This window comes from Neokomagataea thailandica NBRC 106555, from assembly GCF_001598495.1.
GTDB lineage: Bacteria > Pseudomonadota > Alphaproteobacteria > Acetobacterales > Acetobacteraceae > Gluconobacter > Gluconobacter thailandicus_A.
Genome location: NZ_BCZB01000019.1, coordinates 1 through 15,205, shown reverse-complemented (window position 1 = coordinate 15,205; position 15,205 = coordinate 1). Strand labels below are relative to the sequence as shown.

The following is a 15,205-nucleotide window of genomic DNA, read 5'->3' as shown; positions in this document are numbered from 1 at the left end:
ATTGCTCTAGGGGGTTTGACCTGCAAGGAATTTCCCCCTAGTAACACTCCAGCAAACGCTGCATAAAAACAGCGTTTCCTGCGGAGGGGTGGCCGAGAGGCTGAAGGCGGCGGATTGCTAATCCGTTATACGGAGAAATTCGTATCGTGGGTTCGAATCCCATCCCCTCCGCCAGTTATTTATCTTCCTTATAAAAACCATTTATCCTATATAAAAATCACGCATTATTCACTGTGACTTCGTACCACACCATGGTGGTGTAATGCTTGAACGGCGCTTAACAGTTACTGTCGAGAGATTGTCTCCTACAATACTTTTGAAGCACCGTAGCACATGAGCTATACTCTTAGTGGCTTGCCGTTTTTGAAAACACATTCATGATCACCACGCCGGCAATAATAAATGCCATACCGATCATGGCGGGAATATCGAGTTTCTGACCTTGGAAAACCCAAGCTACCGCAGAAATCAAAACAATACCAATACCAGACCAAATTGCATACGCCACCCCGGTGGGAATGTCTTTTAACGCCAGCGACAGTGCATAAAAAGCAACAATATAACCACAGCCCATTAGGAGCGTCGGGACAAGACGCGTAAAGCCTTCACTTTGCTTCAGCAAAGAAGTCGCGATTGTTTCAGCAACAATGGCAATCATAAGATAAAAATACGTCACGAGTTCCTCCTGCCAGAAGGCAATACACCTTAAGCGCAATTCTCCTTACAAGATTCCGTCGTTATTGGCGCCATAAACGTGTTGGTGCCCGACGATAAGATGCCAAATTACGCCCCATGTTCTCCGCAAGCCCAGAGGCACTTCCGATCATACTGTTATGAGAAAGCGGGAAAGCGGGCGGTACCTGCCGTACAAGCGGCCGTTGAGTCGCAAATAAAGGCATAAACACCCGCGGCCCGCTTGATGTCATAATGACCTGAGGCAGAAAATCAGGAGGATGATACGAATCATCTCCGCCCTTCCATGCAGCAAAGACATGTCGGGCATAGTCTTGTCCCAAACCCGGGGTGAGAGAATGATAAGCGGCCGTAGCTGCAAACCACCCACGATGCTGACTATTGAGCTCTTTAAGAAAATGGGCTGCGTAACGTGCATTCTCCACAGGGTCAAATGCCTGCTCTAATGATGAAAATGCCTCAGCATGATGATGTAAATTAATCTGCATACACCCCACATCAATGGAATTCAGGCCGCGTTGTTGAAAGGCTAAAACAGCCTCAATCGCTTTTTGTTTACTTGGAAAGAAATAGCCCTTTCCCTCAGCATTCACCGTCCATGGCCACGCTATACGCGGCATCGCTTTGGTCAGATGGCGACCACTTTCAACTGTACTAATGGCCCCCAACAGCCCGAACGGAAGCGCAGATTCATGTTCCACATGCTGCACTGCAATCTGGCACGCGGTCTCATCCCCACCATATGCAAGGGCAGGGACGTTCATAAAAAAAAAGATCGTAGAGACAAAGCGCCATGTCATGCGCCTTAATCTCCACAATTTTCCTTAAGAAACCCCTAATAGGGCTGTGTTATCCGGCTTTAACTGGCTGACAAGCGACTTCTAACCATGCACGCTCATCTCCATCAAGAGATGGGCCCACACGTTTAAGAACCTCCTGATGATATGCATTCAACCAAGCTTGCTCACGGTCATCAAGCAAAGAGGGCTCAATCAACGCACGGTCAATCGGCACATAAGTTAGAACTTCAAACTCTGAGAATGGGCGCTTCGCCTTTGCAGTAAGCTGTACATCCTTCACCAGCAAAAGGTTTTCAATCCGAATACCAAATGCGCCTTGTTCATAATAACCCGGTTCATTGGAAACGATCATACCGTTCACCAAACCCGTTGGACGCGGCGCGGGCGAAATATTCTGCGGCCCTTCATGAACCGATAAATAATTACCAATTCCATGGCCCGTGCCATGGTCATAATCCAGCCCAATATCCCACAAGGATGCTCGCGCAAGAGCGTCCAAACGATAGCCCGGTGTTCCCGTTGGAAAACGAGCCAAACTCAAGGCAATATTTCCCTTCAAAACGCGCGTAAATGCTTCTTTCGCGGCATCCGAAGGACGCTCAGGGCCGATCCATACAGTACGCGTAATATCCGTCGTACCAAACGGGTATTGCCCACCACTATCAATGAGATACACACTATTAGCCGGTAAAACGCTATCACGCCCTACTTCCGCCTTATAATGCGGGAAAGCTGCATTCGGCCCAGATGCTGAGATCGCATCAAAACTCTGTCCACGATAATCGGCATGCTGCTCACGAAAACTATTCAAACGATCCGACAGTTCCGTTTCGTGCTTACCTGCAGCAGACTGCGTTAACGAATACAAAAAGCGTGTCACAGCAATCGCGTCTAGCGCATGAGCGCGACGTGAACCTTCTTGTTCAACACTGTTTTTAATCGCTTTTGGCAAAGTACAAGGGTCTGACGCATGATCAATCTCAGCACCATGTGCCACCAGAACGGTTTCAAACCATACCGGCGTTGTTGCTGGATCAATCCGGACCACATTACCACCAAGCTCAGCAAGGCTCATGGCCAATTCTTTTGGGGAGCGTACAGAAACTTCATCCCCCAACGCTTGCGCCAAACCTGCTTCCAAGCGTTCTGGCGCAATAAACAACTCTACATGCGCATCTGACCGTAACACTGCATAACCCTGTGCCACGGGCGTCAGGGGTACATCATCACCACGGATATTCAGCAGCCACGCAAGAGACGTACAATCCGCTAAAATCACAGCGTCATGGCCATCTTTTTGCAATTGCGCGGCAATCTGATGACGCTTCTCTTCAGAACTCTGCCCTGCATCCGCATCAGATTGCGGAAAGACTACACTTTGCGGAGCTTGTGGTTGATCGGCCCAAGCTTGATCAACCGGATTACTCGCCAAAGGCACAAAGGTCACACCAGGCGTCGTCCACGCATTCAGCATGGCACGGCTTACTAACTTCGGGTCGTACCCAACGCACAGACCTTGTGCATGCTCTGCAAGCCAAGCAGCAGGGGGGTGCTCAATGATATGACACCGGCTCCACACATCATGCTGTGCCTGTTGCTCCATTTGCACGGTATAGCGACCATCCGAAAACAACCCCGCTTTCCCCGGCAATACGATTGCCAGTCCCGCACTCCCCGTAAAGCCGCTCAGCCACGCCAAACGCTCAGCATATGGCGCAACATACTCACCAAGAAATTCGTCACCACGTGGCAAAATAAACCCATCAACACTGGCCGCACTGCAAGCAGCACGAACAGCAGCAATACGTTCAGACGGAGAGAGCGCAAACGTCATCATTAAAAACTTTCAATCAGTCGTTTTGTGTATTCAGGCACAGTGTCATGAAAAGCAGGTCTAACCAGCGCCCTTGCTTATAGCCCACTTGTGGTAAAATCCCAGATTTTTGGAATCCAAACCGATGATGCAACGCCTCTGACGCTCGGTTTCCCGCAGTAATTCCTGCCACCATAACGCGCATCTTCCTTAACCGCGCATGGTCAATCAGCGCTGAAAGCAAAGACGCTCCAATACCACGCCCTTGATGATCCGGAGAGACATACACAGAATGCTCTACCGTATGAGCATATCCCTCAAAGGGGCGGAATGCACCATAAGAGGCAAACCCCAGAGGCACATCATTCGCGCCACATGCCACCAAAACCGGGTACCCCGCAGACAAACGCTGCTCCATCCACGTGCGCCGCTGCGCCAAGGTCAACGGCGTATCGAGCCACAATGCGTCTGTGTGTAAAATAGCATGATTGGTGATCTCAAGAATAACCTCAAGATCGCCGTCATGCGCAGCACGCACTGTAATGCTGCGATCAGCCACGCTTACGGACAATCAACGTTGCCCAGTCACCCTCACGGAGCATCGCTTCCAAAACAAGACCTTGCGCTCTATGCGCCGCTAAAACCATACGCGCTTGTGTTACCAACAAGCCTGCCAAAATCGCCGTCCCGCCAGGAGCTAAGCGCTTCGCAAGGGAAGGGGCCATCCGACATAACGGGCGCGCCAAGATATTCGCAAACACTAAGTCATACGTACCGCGCCGGACAGATGGCGTCAGCCAACCATTACCAAAACGGCAATCTAACAAATGACTTAAGCCATTCATCTGTGCATTCATTTCAGCCGTACGAACCGACCAAGGCTCGATATCCACCGCCAAGACTGGCTTATGCAAAATCTTTGCTGCCGCCATCGCCAGAATGCCTGAACCGCAACCCATATCTAAAATACGCCGTGGCTTACGGTACGCAATACGCTCTAAAGCACGCAAGCACCCACGGGTCGAACCATGCTCACCTGAACCAAAAGCAATCCCAGCATCAAGCGTAATCGTCAAACGTGAACGATCAGGTGCACCATGCAGATGCGTACCACGAATAGCAAAGCGCTTCCCGACATCTTGCTGAGGAAAAGATTCGTACGTTCGCGCCAACCAGCCTTCAGCTTCTGTTGCCTCACGCAGAAGAGGGGCATCCGTGCCCGTTAAAACGCGCGCAACAGCGAGTGCATTTTCCAGATCTTCCTCACGGTGCCCAATATCTTTCACACCTTCAAGGCGCCAGTATTTTTGCTCATCATCGGCTTCAAACATGCCCACCGTCTCACACGCACAAGCCAAAGCCTGCTCAAACAACGGAACATGCTCTTCCAAAACGGTAATGGAAATCGTTTCCAACTGCGTCGCATGACGCCGGCCAATGCTCCGAGGGGCCATCATGAGCAGATCTCCACAAAATTGGCCATAACGCGCCGCACTCCACCATTCTCAAAATTAATTTCCAACCGCTCACCATCCACAGAAAGCACCACACCTTCACCAAATTTTGCGTGAAAGACAGATGTTCCCGGCGGCATACGCGTAGCCGCTAAGGCCGCAACCGACGGGCGTGACGGACGCGCTGCGGATGAGCGTTGTGCCACAAGAGGGCCTGATGCAAACACAGAGGCGCCTCCAGAAAAACGGTCATGCCTTGTATCATGACTACGCCCCACCTGATAACCCGAATGCTGTACATAACGCGCAGGGATTTCGTCAATAAAGCGGCTCGGAATAGAAGATTGCCAATTCGCAAAAATCCGTCGGCGCGCCGCATGCAACACAATCGCCCGCAAACGTGCACGCGTCAGTGCAACATAGGCTAAGCGCCGCTCTTCCTCCAACGCATTATTCCCGCCTTCATCCAAGGAACGCTGTGACGGAAACACTCCTTCCTCCCAGCCAGGCAGGAACACCGTATCAAACTCTAGGCCCTTCGCACCGTGAATCGTCATCAGGCTCACACGGTCTTGCTCAGATGTTTCATTCTCCACATCCATGACCAGTGCAACATGCTCGAGAAACTCCTCTAACGTCGCAAAATCACCAATGGCCCGTATCAGCTCACGAATGTTCTCTAAACGCCCCGGTGCCTCAACAGAGCGATCATCACGCCGCATCTGCAAGTAACCAGAATCTTCCAAAAGCTGCTCTACCGCAACAACATGGCCTTCCGTCTCTATGGTTTTTTTGGCCCGCTCAAACGCATCCATCAAACCCTGCAAAGCTAGGCCGGATTTTCCCTTCAAAAGGCCCGTGGCTAACCGATCTTGCACCGCGTGTTGCAAAGCCCCGGCGCCACTCATCGCATGCTGACGTAATTTTTGCAGCGCCACCGCGCCGACACCCCGTTTAGGGGTATTTACAATACGCTCAAACGCCAAGTCATCGGAAGGCTGGGTGAGGGCACGCATATACGCCAAGCAATCCCGAATTTCCGCCCGCTCGTAAAAGCGCAAACCACCAACAATGCGATAGGGAATACCCGTCGATAAAAGACGCTCTTCAAAGGGCCGCGTCTGGAACCCCGCCCGCATTAAGATGGCAATTTCAGAGAGTTTATGCCCCTCGCGACGCAAACGCTCAATCATTTTAGCGGTAACACTGGCTTCTTCTTCAGAATCAGAGACCCCGATGATGCGCACCTTCTCGCCCGCCGCGTCATCTTTGCCACTACGTAGCGTCTTACCTAAGCGGCCCTCATTATGCGCAATCAGCCCGGATGCTGCAGCAAGTATTTGCTCCGTCGAACGATAATTCTGCTCCAATCGCACAATCTCAGCGCCGGAGAAATCTCTCTCAAAACGTAAAATGTTTTCTACTTCAGCACCACGCCATGAATAAATAGACTGATCATCATCACCAACACAGGCAATGTTCGACACACCATCGCCGCGCTTCGCTAGCAGCCGTAGCCAAAGATACTGAATGGTATTTGTATCTTGGTATTCATCTACCAAAATATAGCGGAACATACGGTGATATTGCTCCAGAACACTTGGCTGGCTCCGCAATATCTCCACCATATGCAACATCAGATCACCAAAATCACACGCATTCAGGGCAATCAAACGCGCTTGATACGCTTGGTAAATCGCACGTGCATGGCCATTTGCAAAATCCGTATCATCTGCCGTGCCGACACGATCCGGCGTAAGGCCGCGGTCTTTCCAGCGTTGGATAATCCCCATCAACTGGTTGGCCGGCCACCGTTTTGTATCAATTTTATATGGTTCCATAACCTGCTTCAGCAGACGGATCTGATCATCTGTATCAATGATATTGAAGCCACTTTGAAGCCCAACATATTCCGCATGGCGGCGCAGCATTCTGGCGCAAATGGCATGGAACGTGCCAAGCCAAAGCCCCTCAGCAGGCTCTCCCAACAACACACCAACACGCTCACGCATTTCACGCGCAGCCTTATTGGTAAAGGTCACAGCCAAAATCTGTCTCGGATAAGCACGGCCCGTGAGCAAAATATGCGCGAAACGCGTTGTTAAAACGCGCGTCTTTCCTGTTCCGGCACCAGCCAGAATCAGGAGCGGCCCTTCGGTCGTCTCAATGGCACGACGCTGCTCTGGATTGAGGCGCGTGAGATAATCAGGGCGAGGGGAAGAAAGGTCTTGCGGCACTCTTCCAATATAGAGTGTGATGGCCTCATGGCCAACACTTATCCTACTGAACCACGCAATCGTGGTACAGGCCCACAAGGGCACCGTGCACGTATGCGCGCGCGCGTTCTCAATAACGGTGCAGAGACACTCGCAGATTATGAACTGCTTGAGATGCTACTATTCCTAGGCATACCGCGCCGAGACACAAAACCCATCGCCAAAGGCTTACTGGCCCAATACGGCTCACTGATTAACGTTTTTCGTGCCCCCACATCCGCCTTACGCGCCTCCGGCCTCAATGATGCCTCTATCCGCGCCTTACGCCTACCCGCCATCGGCGCTGAACGCTTAGCACAAGCCGAACCCAGACATCTCATAACATTGGGGGATTGGGCACAGCTCAGCACCTATCTCACCAGCGCTACTCAAGGGGCCGTCCATAATCAATTCCGCATTTTATATCTTGATAATCGCAACCGTCTTTTAGCAGACGAAGTTGCGCCAGATGATCCTGACATGACCGCGCGTCATCGCGGTATTTTCCGCCGTGCTCTCACCCTTCACGCAACGGCTCTTATTGGGCTGTTTGTACACCCTGCAGACAAAGATACAGTCCTCAATACAATCGCTAAAAACCTTGATTCATCCGCCCAATGCCTCTCTATTACCGTGCATGATATTTTAATCACAGACCATAATCCTGCCCCGCGCAGCATGCGCCAAGAAGGACGATTTTAGATATTTTCTATGACCACGGTAACGACAGACAAAGCCCCCATACACGACCTGACGCCAGAGCAAGCCCTCATTAGCGGTAGAGGGCGGCACCTCAACGAAGCAACACTCATAGACCTATTTTTAAAAAGCATAACAGGCCGTGAACAAACAGCACTCAGCGCTACCTTATCATCACGTTTTACATCACTCGCCACTCTTCTCTCCATATCGAGCAAAGAACTCACAAGCGTTGAAGGGATTGGAATACATATCATTCCGATGTTACAAGTCTTAAAGGATGCATCACTACGCTATAATAAAGAACGATTACCTAATGATAATTTATTAAACAACGAGAATAAGCTACTCGATTACCTTACCTCTCGTTTGGCACGAGAAAATATCGAACAATTCCGTGTTTTATTTTTAAACGAACGCCACTCTCTCATCAAAGATGAGGCGCAAGCACGCGGGACGGTCAATCACACACCTGTCTACCCCCGTGAGGTTGCACGCCGCGCTATGGAGTTAGATGCCACAGAGGTTGTACTCGTACATAACCACCCAAGCGGGGACCCCACGCCGTCTGAAGCCGATCTTATCATGACCAAACACGTCAAGGCAGCGTTAGACACTGTTGGTACAAGACTAGTGGATCACTTCATTATCGGCAACGGACAGCATATTAGCTTTAAAAATAAGAACTTATTATAGTTTTAACGCCCCAAAAGAGGAGCTACCCTGTCAGTATTCAAACCCAAGGATAACTCCTCATACCCTTAATTCTGAGGCAAAAGATGGCTTAACGCCAACTCACCCGGCAGCGCCCCTTTCGGGAAGATACTGTTCACATGACCCATTTTACGACCGGGGCGCGCATCATTTTTACCATAGAGATGCAGCGCCATATCATCCGCAGCCAAAATAGTGGGTACACGTGCCATATCATCCGGCCCGATCAAATTATGCATCACAGCATCGGAATGGCGCGTCGCAGGCGGGAGCGGCAAGCCCGTCACAGCACGAATATGCATTTCAAACTGGTCAACAAGGCAAGCATTCATCGTCCAGTGACCCGAATTATGCGGGCGCGGCGCGATTTCATTGACCAATAAAGAGCCATCTGCCGCATGGAACATCTCCACGCCCATGATCCCCACCAATGCCAATTCCTCAGCAATACGCACAGCCATAGACTGTGCTTCTTGCGCCAAAACAGGGTTAATCGGTGCAGGCGCTAACGTGATGTCCAAAATACCATCACGATGGCGGTTTTCTACCGTATCAAAACAACGGATTTGACCATCAAGACCACGCGCAACCATAACACTTAATTCACGCGCAAAATCAATGCGCCGTTCCGCCACGAGCGGGTAGGGCAGATCTTCCAACGCATCCAGCTCCGCAGCATCCGCAACCCGAAACTGCCCCTTCCCATCATATCCAAAACGCGTTGTTTTCAAGATAAGCGGAAAACCAAAATCATGCAGCGCCGCAAGGTCTTCCGGCCCATATACCGCACGCCACGGTGCCAAAGACACACCAGCCTGTGTCAGACGTGTCTTCTCCAAAATACGATCTTGGCTAACTTGCAAAATTGCACCAGCAGGCCGGACTGGGCGATAACGCTCTAACAAAGCCAAGCCCTCCGCACTGACATTCTCAAATTCAAATGTCACCACATCGCATTTTTCAGCAAAAGCCTTCAGCGCCTCTGGGTCATCGTAAGAGCCAACCGTTGCTGAGGCAGATACCTCAATAGCTGGGCTTGTCGCCGCAGTATTCAGGACATGAACCCGATACCCCAAACGAGCCGCCGCCATCGCGGACATACGCCCTAGCTGCCCACCACCAATAATCCCGACCGTGCATCCCGGGGCAAAAACTGCTTGCTGATCAATCATTCGACCGGCACATCCCCAACGGCTGCTGTCTGCATGGCGCGCCACGCATCCAAACGCGCAGCCAGTTCTGAATCCGCCAAAGATAAAATTGACGCCGCCAGCAAACCTGCATTCTTTGCGCCAGCTTTGCCAATTGCCAGCGTGCCAACAGGCACACCACCCGGCATTTGTACGATAGACAACAAACTATCTTGCCCACGCAACGCATGGCTCTCAACAGGCACGCCAAGCACCGGAAGGCTCGTCCATGCGGCACACATACCCGGCAGATGCGCAGCACCACCAGCTCCAGCAATCACAACATGCAAACCACGGTCACGTGCGGTCCGTGCATATTCCGCCAAGCGATCCGGCGTCCGATGCGCGGACACAATCCGGCGCTCATGCGCGATCCCGAGCGCATCCAAAACATCACAGGCATGACGCATGGTTTCCCAGTCAGACTGGCTTCCCATAATAACACCAACACGCACCGGCGTATCAGAGACAAGCATTTCGGTCTGGTTAAGAGTCTGGCTCATGCTCAGGAGTAAACTTTTCTGATGAACAAAAGGGAAGGGTGGTGGTGCCCGATGGGCACATTAGGCAATATCATCCGGAATAAGCCGTGTCTCAATCCATGATATCTCGTCCTTAAGCTGCAATTTGCGCTTTTTTAGGCGGAGAATTTGGAGCTGATTCAGAGGGTGGCGGATCAAACGCTCAATAACAGTGTTTAAATCACGATGCTCACTCCGCAGTTCATGCAAACGGCGCAACATCAAACTGTCATCAGTGATCATCTCTACGCTCCCCTACCGTTTCATCCTACCATGAACAATGAGACACCAACTTCATTCAAAACGTCCCTAACGGAGCCATGCAATGCACAACTCCGTCAATCACAAAATCAGTCTTCGTCACCACGGACAGAAAATGCCTCAACAACCGGAAGAGCTTGGCCTTCACGTGCCAAACGGTCATTCGCAGCAGCCACTGCAGCGTTCAGATCCGTCTGTGTGCACAGCCCAAGGATGACCGGATCACGTGGCTTAATGTTGGGGCTATTCCAATGCTGACGGTCACGAACCTTGATAATGGTATCTTTGGTCGTGCCCAGCAGCTTTACAATCTGCGTTTCTGCCAGTTGCGGGAACTGACGCAGCACAAATGCAATCGCATCAGGGCGGTCATTGCGCTTTGCAACAGGCGTATAACGGGCACCTTTGGCGCGGCGCTTTACCGGACTCGCGGCAGACGAAATTTTCAGGCGTGCATCTGGGTTTGATTCACAGCGCTTGATCTCAAGTGCCGTCACTTGATGGTTCTGTACCGGGTCATAGCCGTTAATGCCCGCAGCCACTTCACCATCTGCAATAGCCTGAACTTCCAACGGGTGCATACCGCAGAATTCAGCAATCTGAACAAATGTCAGGCCAGTCTTTTCAATCAACCAAACGGCAGTCGCTTTTGGCATCAACGGAAGGGTCATAATGTGCGTTCCTTCAGGGGCGCTAAAGTGCCGGCAAACGCAGGCACCGAGCGGAAGACCCGGAGGGAGAACCCGCTCGGGAACATAGTCGCGGCACCTGCAGGATGCACAGCGATAGTGCTCCTCCTATGGGGCAGCATCCCCCCATAGGTCAAGTATTAACCCACATATAAGCACGTTACAGAGCATTTTCCTTCGTTTTTAAGACAGCGCTGCACCTTCACATTTTTGTTCTGTCATAACCGGAATAACCTTAGCGCATCGTTCATCTGGGACAATGTTCTTAACGATGACAGACAAGACGCCATTCACAAAAGATGCCTGCGTCACTTCACTGTAATCTGCTAGGGCAAACCGTTTTTCAAACGGGCGCGTCGCAATACCCCTATGCAAAAGCTTACGTGCCCGCTCATGCTCAACAGCACGGCCACGTATAATTAATGCCCCATTCTCGTGGATGACGTGCACATTCTGCGCGTCAAACCCTGCGAGGGCCATCGTAACAGCATAATCACTCGGGCCAATTTTCTCGATATTATAAGGGGGTAATTAACTGTTTCTTGAGCATGTGGCGCAGCAACCAAATGCGCAAAACGCTCAAAACCAATCGCGCTCCGCAAAAGAGGCGAAAAATCGTTCTTCATAGAACCTCCTATCTGGCAGGTTTTTCTCCCAATGCGCACCCCAAATGGCAGTACGACGCGGAGACACCGATCCTGACCCGTTCACGGCATCAAGACTACGACTCAGATAGGCAAAAAAATCGCCCCTACAAGAGGGGCGATCGAAAAGCTCAGGAGCTTATTACTTGCGCGTGCCGATACCAGCGAAGCGCTTGTTGAACTTAGCAACCTGGCCTCCGGTGTCGAGCATACGCTGAACACCCGTCCAAGCCGGATGTGACTTCGGGTCAACGTCGAGGCGCAACGTTGCACCTGGCTTGCCGTAGCAAGAACGGGTCTTGTACTCGGTGCCATCTGTCTGGATGACGGTGATTTCGTGGTAATCTGGGTGGATATCGGACTTCATGGTTCTTCACTCCATAACGCAATGCCCCGATACCGACCGGGGCGACTTAATTGGGGCCGTATAACGGAATTAGCCGCGAGATGAAAGAAGACTTTTTCGCGTTTTTTGTCTTAATTATCGAACGCTTCGAGCAAATCCCTCGGAAACCTCTAGCCCCAGTTATCGTTGAAGTAAGAACACCCATGTTTTTTAGGAGATTACCTTGAGTGATTCCAAAGGCGTAGTCCACACCCCAGGTTGGGTTGCTGACTTCCAAAAATTCCTTATGCGCGGCAATGTCCTTGACCTTGCCGTCGGTGTCGTCATCGGTGCTGCATTCACAGCAATCGTTACCAGCGCCGTTAAAGACATCATCACACCTCTGCTAGGCCTTGCAACCAACGGTGTTGACTTCACCAACTTGTTCATCACGCTGAAGGGCCCACATCTGGCGACCTTGGCTGAAGCGCAAAAAGCTGGCGCTGTTACACTGAACATTGGTGTTTTCTTGAACGCCGTCATTCAGTTCATCATCGTAGCCTTCTTCATTTTCTGGGTCGTGCGCCTTGTCGGTAAGCTTTACCGCAAGAAGGAAGCAGCTCCGGCCGCTCCACCGGCACCAAGTAAGGAGGAAGTTCTGTTGACAGAAATTCGTGACCTGCTTGCAAGCCGCTAAGAATCTTCAATGCGCTTAGCACTTTTCTGCCGCAAGGTTACACACCTTGCGGCAGCACTGCTTCTGATGTCTTCTCTGGGCTGCGCCACTCTCCAGCCTAAACCAGTCATCGCATCCCCCAATGCGTCACTTTATACATATTTAATTATTCACGGCATTGCGCGCGGCGCCTTCATAACAGGCACACTCCACTCCAATGACCTAGATCACGTCATTGCTTTGGACCATACGGCTCGACAAACTGTTGAAAATGCTCTCAAGAGGCACCTTCAACACCATGACTCTGCGCCAAACACCAATGATATTCAGGCCACCAAAGCCTTATCGGATTTATTATCTTATATTGAACGATAATAACGTTTCGACACCAAGGCCTCATCCCTTCATCGCACAATAAAAAAAGCCACCCTCCTATACGGAGAGGCGGCTTTTCCATCCGGTCACGTCAGAGACTAATCCACTCTACTCACCGGATGGGCGTAGGCGCTTCTTACCCAAAAGCAACAAGAGTGGTGCTGCAATAAAAATAGATGATGACGTGCCGACAACGATGCCGAACAACATCACGGTTGCAAAACCCGTCAACGTACTTCCACCAAACAGAGCCAAAGGCAGGGCCGCCAGAAAGACAGTCATAGACGTCCCAAGCGTGCGGTTCAGCGTTTCGTTGATGGACAGGTCCAAGACCTCACGCAACGGCATGGTTCGATATTTCCGTAGGTTTTCACGGATACGGTCATACACAACCACCTTATCATTGGTGGAGTAACCAAGAATGGTCAGCAGTGCTGCGACCATCACTAGATCAAACTCAAAACGTGTAATGGCCAGAAAACCGATCGTTTTAGTCAGATCCAACACCAGAGTAAGGACGGCGCTGATCGCAAATTCTCGCTCGAAACGCACCCATATATAAACAAGGATCATCCCCAAGCTTAAACCCAGCGCCAGAAGCCCATTGCGGAACAACTCATGGGACACAGACGCGCCGACAGCATCAGCACGCTGAATTTGCGTACCCGGCGCAGCCTTGGCCAGAGTGTTCTTAACGCGGTCAACGATTTGCTGAGTGCGCGCTTCACGGTCTGCGCCTTCAGGCGCGCTAACCGAGATACGCACATCACGATCCGAACCAAAAGATTGCACTGCATCCGGATGGATACCAGCGCGATCCAAAGCCGAGCGCAGCTGATTGATATTCGCTGGAGCCGCAGTTTGCGCCTCCACCACAATACCGCCGCGAAAATCCAAACCCAGCTTCAAACCGGGCTGAAAAAACAGCAACAAGGACGCCGCGGACAAAACAGCCGAAACGACCAACCCCATATGACGTCCTCGCATAAACGCAATGCGCTGGCCGTCACGAACAAATCGAAAAAGAGGACGAGAGAGCATGGCGTTCAAACCGGAAGCTTAGAGGGGCGGGTCACGGCATACCACCGCACGATTAACAACCGAGACAGGACCAAGGTTGTAAACAACGTCGTGGCAATACCAATGGTAATGGTCAGAGCAAAGTTCTTCACCGGCCCCGTACCAAAGACAAACAGCATGACGTGGGCAAGGAATGCCGTTGCGTTACTGTCAATAATAGTCCCCGTGGCACGGTCAAAGCCCGCTTGCAAAGCTTGGAGAACACCACGACCACGCTGCACTTCTTCCCGAATACGCTCATTGATTAAGATATTAGCATCAACTGCCATACCAAGGGTCAACAACATCCCCGCCATACCCGGCAAGGTCAATGTCGCTTGGAACAGAGACAAGATACCAACCATCAAAACTAAATTCGCCAGCAGGGCAATATCTGCATAAAGGCCAAAGCGCGCATAAAACAAAACCATAAACGCGACCACGAGCACAAACCCAGCCGCGAGACTGATAACGCCCGCATGAATTGAGGCGGCACCAAGGCTTGGTCCAATACTACGCTGCTCAATCACAGCCAACGGCGCGGGCAGGGCGCCAGCACGCAGCAGAAGGGCCAAATCAGACGCACTACGCGCATCAAAACCACCCGTAATCTGACCGCTACCAGCCGTAATCGGGTTAATAATGTTCGGCGCTTCGATAACTTTGTTATCCAGCACAATCGCAAAACGACGACCAACATTCGTACGTGTCACATTTCCGAAGGCGCTCGCCCCGGTACTGTTGAGCTGGAATGTTACCGCCCAGCCGCCAGATTGTTGATCAATCACAGCACCTGCATTGGTCAGATCTGTGCCGTCCACATCCACATGATCCTGCACTGCAAGCTGCGTGTGCGTGCTAATATCTTCCAGCATTGTTGAACCGGGGGACGCAGCCGTCGGGTTCGGCGCAAGCAGACGGAAGGTCAAACGCGCGGTCGTGCCCAGCAACGTCTTAATCCGCTCCGGATCAGAAACACCCGGCAGTTCCACCACAATACGGTCATCGCCTTCACGGGCAATGCTCGGATCAATGGA

18 protein-coding genes and 1 tRNA gene are annotated in these 15,205 nt (G+C 51.4%); 5 read left to right on the top strand and 14 right to left on the bottom strand.

All coding sequences use genetic code 11. The features are described from left to right. The first annotated feature begins 82 nt into the window (after nt 1-82). Nucleotides 83-174, top strand: a tRNA-Ser gene (locus NTH01S_RS07785). 172 nt (nt 175-346) lie between these two features. Here NTH01S_RS07785 and NTH01S_RS07780 read toward each other — a convergent pair. From NTH01S_RS07780 to NTH01S_RS07755, 6 genes are all read right to left on the bottom strand, one after another. Next, nucleotides 347-676 (bottom strand): DMT family transporter, encoded by a 330-nt coding sequence (locus NTH01S_RS07780; protein ID WP_267288063.1) that lies wholly within the window; start codon nt 674-676, stop codon nt 347-349. A gap of 61 nt (nt 677-737) precedes the next feature. Beyond that, complete coding sequence (locus NTH01S_RS07775) at nt 738-1,493, bottom strand: transglycosylase SLT domain-containing protein (protein WP_068172023.1); 756 nt, start codon at nt 1,491-1,493, stop codon at nt 738-740. A gap of 49 nt (nt 1,494-1,542) precedes the next feature. Further along, entirely contained in the window at nt 1,543-3,327 is a 1,785-nt protein-coding gene (locus NTH01S_RS07770; RefSeq protein ID WP_068172155.1) for an aminopeptidase P family protein, read from the bottom strand. Between the two features lie 16 nt (nt 3,328-3,343). After that, on the bottom strand, nt 3,344-3,865 hold the full coding sequence (locus tag NTH01S_RS07765) for a GNAT family N-acetyltransferase (protein ID WP_068172020.1): 522 nt from the start codon (nt 3,863-3,865) through the stop codon (nt 3,344-3,346). After that, nucleotides 3,858-4,760, bottom strand: coding sequence for a 50S ribosomal protein L11 methyltransferase (locus NTH01S_RS07760; RefSeq protein WP_068172151.1), 903 nt, complete (start codon nt 4,758-4,760; stop codon nt 3,858-3,860). Before NTH01S_RS07760 ends, NTH01S_RS07765 begins: the two co-directional genes overlap by 8 nt. Then, nucleotides 4,760-6,997, bottom strand: coding sequence for an ATP-dependent helicase (locus NTH01S_RS07755; RefSeq protein WP_068172018.1), 2,238 nt, complete (start codon nt 6,995-6,997; stop codon nt 4,760-4,762). The genes NTH01S_RS07760 and NTH01S_RS07755 overlap by 1 nt, the downstream gene beginning before the upstream one ends. 27 nt (nt 6,998-7,024) lie before the next feature. Here NTH01S_RS07755 and NTH01S_RS07750 point away from each other — a divergent pair, with 27 nt between their 5' ends. Next, nucleotides 7,025-7,717, top strand: a complete 693-nt coding sequence (locus NTH01S_RS07750) for a JAB domain-containing protein (protein WP_068172016.1) — start codon at nt 7,025-7,027, stop codon at nt 7,715-7,717. Nucleotides 7,718-7,726: 9 nt separating this feature from the next. Then, nucleotides 7,727-8,410 (top strand): RadC family protein, encoded by a 684-nt coding sequence (radC, locus tag NTH01S_RS07745; RefSeq protein WP_084367136.1) that lies wholly within the window; start codon nt 7,727-7,729, stop codon nt 8,408-8,410. 65 nt (nt 8,411-8,475) lie between these two features. On the opposite strand, the gene NTH01S_RS07740 is transcribed toward radC, so the two are convergent. The 6 genes from NTH01S_RS07740 to rpmE all read right to left on the bottom strand — a co-directional run bounded on the left by NTH01S_RS07740 (nt 8,476) and on the right by rpmE (nt 12,100). Further along, nucleotides 8,476-9,600 carry a 5-(carboxyamino)imidazole ribonucleotide synthase gene (locus NTH01S_RS07740; protein ID WP_068172015.1) on the bottom strand — a complete coding sequence of 375 codons (1,125 nt, stop codon included), beginning with the start codon at nt 9,598-9,600 and terminating at the stop codon, nt 8,476-8,478. Beyond that, complete coding sequence (purE, locus tag NTH01S_RS07735; RefSeq protein ID WP_084367134.1) at nt 9,597-10,121, bottom strand: 5-(carboxyamino)imidazole ribonucleotide mutase; 525 nt, start codon at nt 10,119-10,121, stop codon at nt 9,597-9,599. The genes NTH01S_RS07740 and purE overlap by 4 nt, the downstream gene beginning before the upstream one ends. A 60-nt stretch (nt 10,122-10,181) precedes the next feature. After that, nucleotides 10,182-10,382: a YdcH family protein gene (locus NTH01S_RS07730; protein ID WP_068172013.1), complete on the bottom strand. Its 201-nt coding sequence runs from the start codon at nt 10,380-10,382 to the stop codon at nt 10,182-10,184. 107 nt (nt 10,383-10,489) lie between these two features. Continuing rightward, on the bottom strand, nt 10,490-11,071 hold the full coding sequence (locus tag NTH01S_RS07725; RefSeq protein WP_068172011.1) for a DUF1013 domain-containing protein: 582 nt from the start codon (nt 11,069-11,071) through the stop codon (nt 10,490-10,492). A gap of 201 nt (nt 11,072-11,272) precedes the next feature. Continuing rightward, nucleotides 11,273-11,569 (bottom strand): Hsp20 family protein, encoded by a 297-nt coding sequence (locus tag NTH01S_RS07720; RefSeq protein ID WP_068172005.1) that lies wholly within the window; start codon nt 11,567-11,569, stop codon nt 11,273-11,275. 306 nt (nt 11,570-11,875) lie between these two features. Further along, the gene (gene rpmE / locus NTH01S_RS07715) at nt 11,876-12,100 is read right to left on the bottom strand and encodes a 50S ribosomal protein L31 (RefSeq protein WP_068172002.1); all 225 of its coding nucleotides are present in this window, start codon (nt 12,098-12,100) and stop codon (nt 11,876-11,878) included. A gap of 202 nt (nt 12,101-12,302) precedes the next feature. On the opposite strand from rpmE, the gene mscL reads away from it, so the two are divergent. Together mscL and NTH01S_RS07705 are read left to right on the top strand one after the other, a co-directional pair. Next, on the top strand, nt 12,303-12,755 hold the full coding sequence (gene mscL, locus NTH01S_RS07710; RefSeq protein ID WP_068171999.1) for a large-conductance mechanosensitive channel protein MscL: 453 nt from the start codon (nt 12,303-12,305) through the stop codon (nt 12,753-12,755). 9 nt (nt 12,756-12,764) lie between these two features. Further along, on the top strand, nt 12,765-13,109 hold the full coding sequence (locus NTH01S_RS07705) for a hypothetical protein (protein ID WP_068171995.1): 345 nt from the start codon (nt 12,765-12,767) through the stop codon (nt 13,107-13,109). A 108-nt stretch (nt 13,110-13,217) separates the two neighbouring features. On the opposite strand, the gene secF is transcribed toward NTH01S_RS07705, so the two are convergent. Next, a complete protein-coding gene (gene secF, locus NTH01S_RS07700) occupies nt 13,218-14,150 on the bottom strand; it encodes a protein translocase subunit SecF (RefSeq protein WP_068171992.1) in 933 nt (310 codons plus the stop codon). A gap of 5 nt (nt 14,151-14,155) precedes the next feature. After that, on the bottom strand, nt 14,156-15,205 hold a 1,050-nt coding region (secD, locus tag NTH01S_RS07695), incomplete at its 5' end, for a protein translocase subunit SecD (RefSeq protein ID WP_068171989.1).

Excerpts from the sequence above, each read along its gene's own strand:
- secF (WP_068171992.1), bottom strand. The coding sequence starts at position 14,150 with ATGCTCTCTCGTCCTCTTTTTCGATTTGTTCGTGACGGCCAGCGCATT.
- rpmE (WP_068172002.1), bottom strand. The coding sequence starts at position 12,100 with ATGAAGTCCGATATCCACCCAGATTACCACGAAATCACCGTCATCCAG.
- radC (WP_084367136.1), top strand. The coding sequence starts at position 7,727 with ATGACCACGGTAACGACAGACAAAGCCCCCATACACGACCTGACGCCA.
- NTH01S_RS07750 (WP_068172016.1), top strand. The coding sequence starts at position 7,025 with ATGGCCAACACTTATCCTACTGAACCACGCAATCGTGGTACAGGCCCA.
- NTH01S_RS07725 (WP_068172011.1), bottom strand. The coding sequence starts at position 11,071 with ATGACCCTTCCGTTGATGCCAAAAGCGACTGCCGTTTGGTTGATTGAA.
- NTH01S_RS07760 (WP_068172151.1), bottom strand. The coding sequence starts at position 4,760 with ATGGCCCCTCGGAGCATTGGCCGGCGTCATGCGACGCAGTTGGAAACG.
- NTH01S_RS07730 (WP_068172013.1), bottom strand. The coding sequence starts at position 10,382 with ATGATCACTGATGACAGTTTGATGTTGCGCCGTTTGCATGAACTGCGG.
- NTH01S_RS07720 (WP_068172005.1), bottom strand. The coding sequence starts at position 11,569 with ATGGCCCTCGCAGGGTTTGACGCGCAGAATGTGCACGTCATCCACGAG.
- NTH01S_RS07740 (WP_068172015.1), bottom strand. The coding sequence starts at position 9,600 with ATGATTGATCAGCAAGCAGTTTTTGCCCCGGGATGCACGGTCGGGATT.
- purE (WP_084367134.1), bottom strand. The coding sequence starts at position 10,121 with ATGAGCCAGACTCTTAACCAGACCGAAATGCTTGTCTCTGATACGCCG.
- NTH01S_RS07775 (WP_068172023.1), bottom strand. The coding sequence starts at position 1,493 with ATGACATGGCGCTTTGTCTCTACGATCTTTTTTTTTATGAACGTCCCT.
- NTH01S_RS07770 (WP_068172155.1), bottom strand. The coding sequence starts at position 3,327 with ATGACGTTTGCGCTCTCTCCGTCTGAACGTATTGCTGCTGTTCGTGCT.
- NTH01S_RS07705 (WP_068171995.1), top strand. The coding sequence starts at position 12,765 with ATGCGCTTAGCACTTTTCTGCCGCAAGGTTACACACCTTGCGGCAGCA.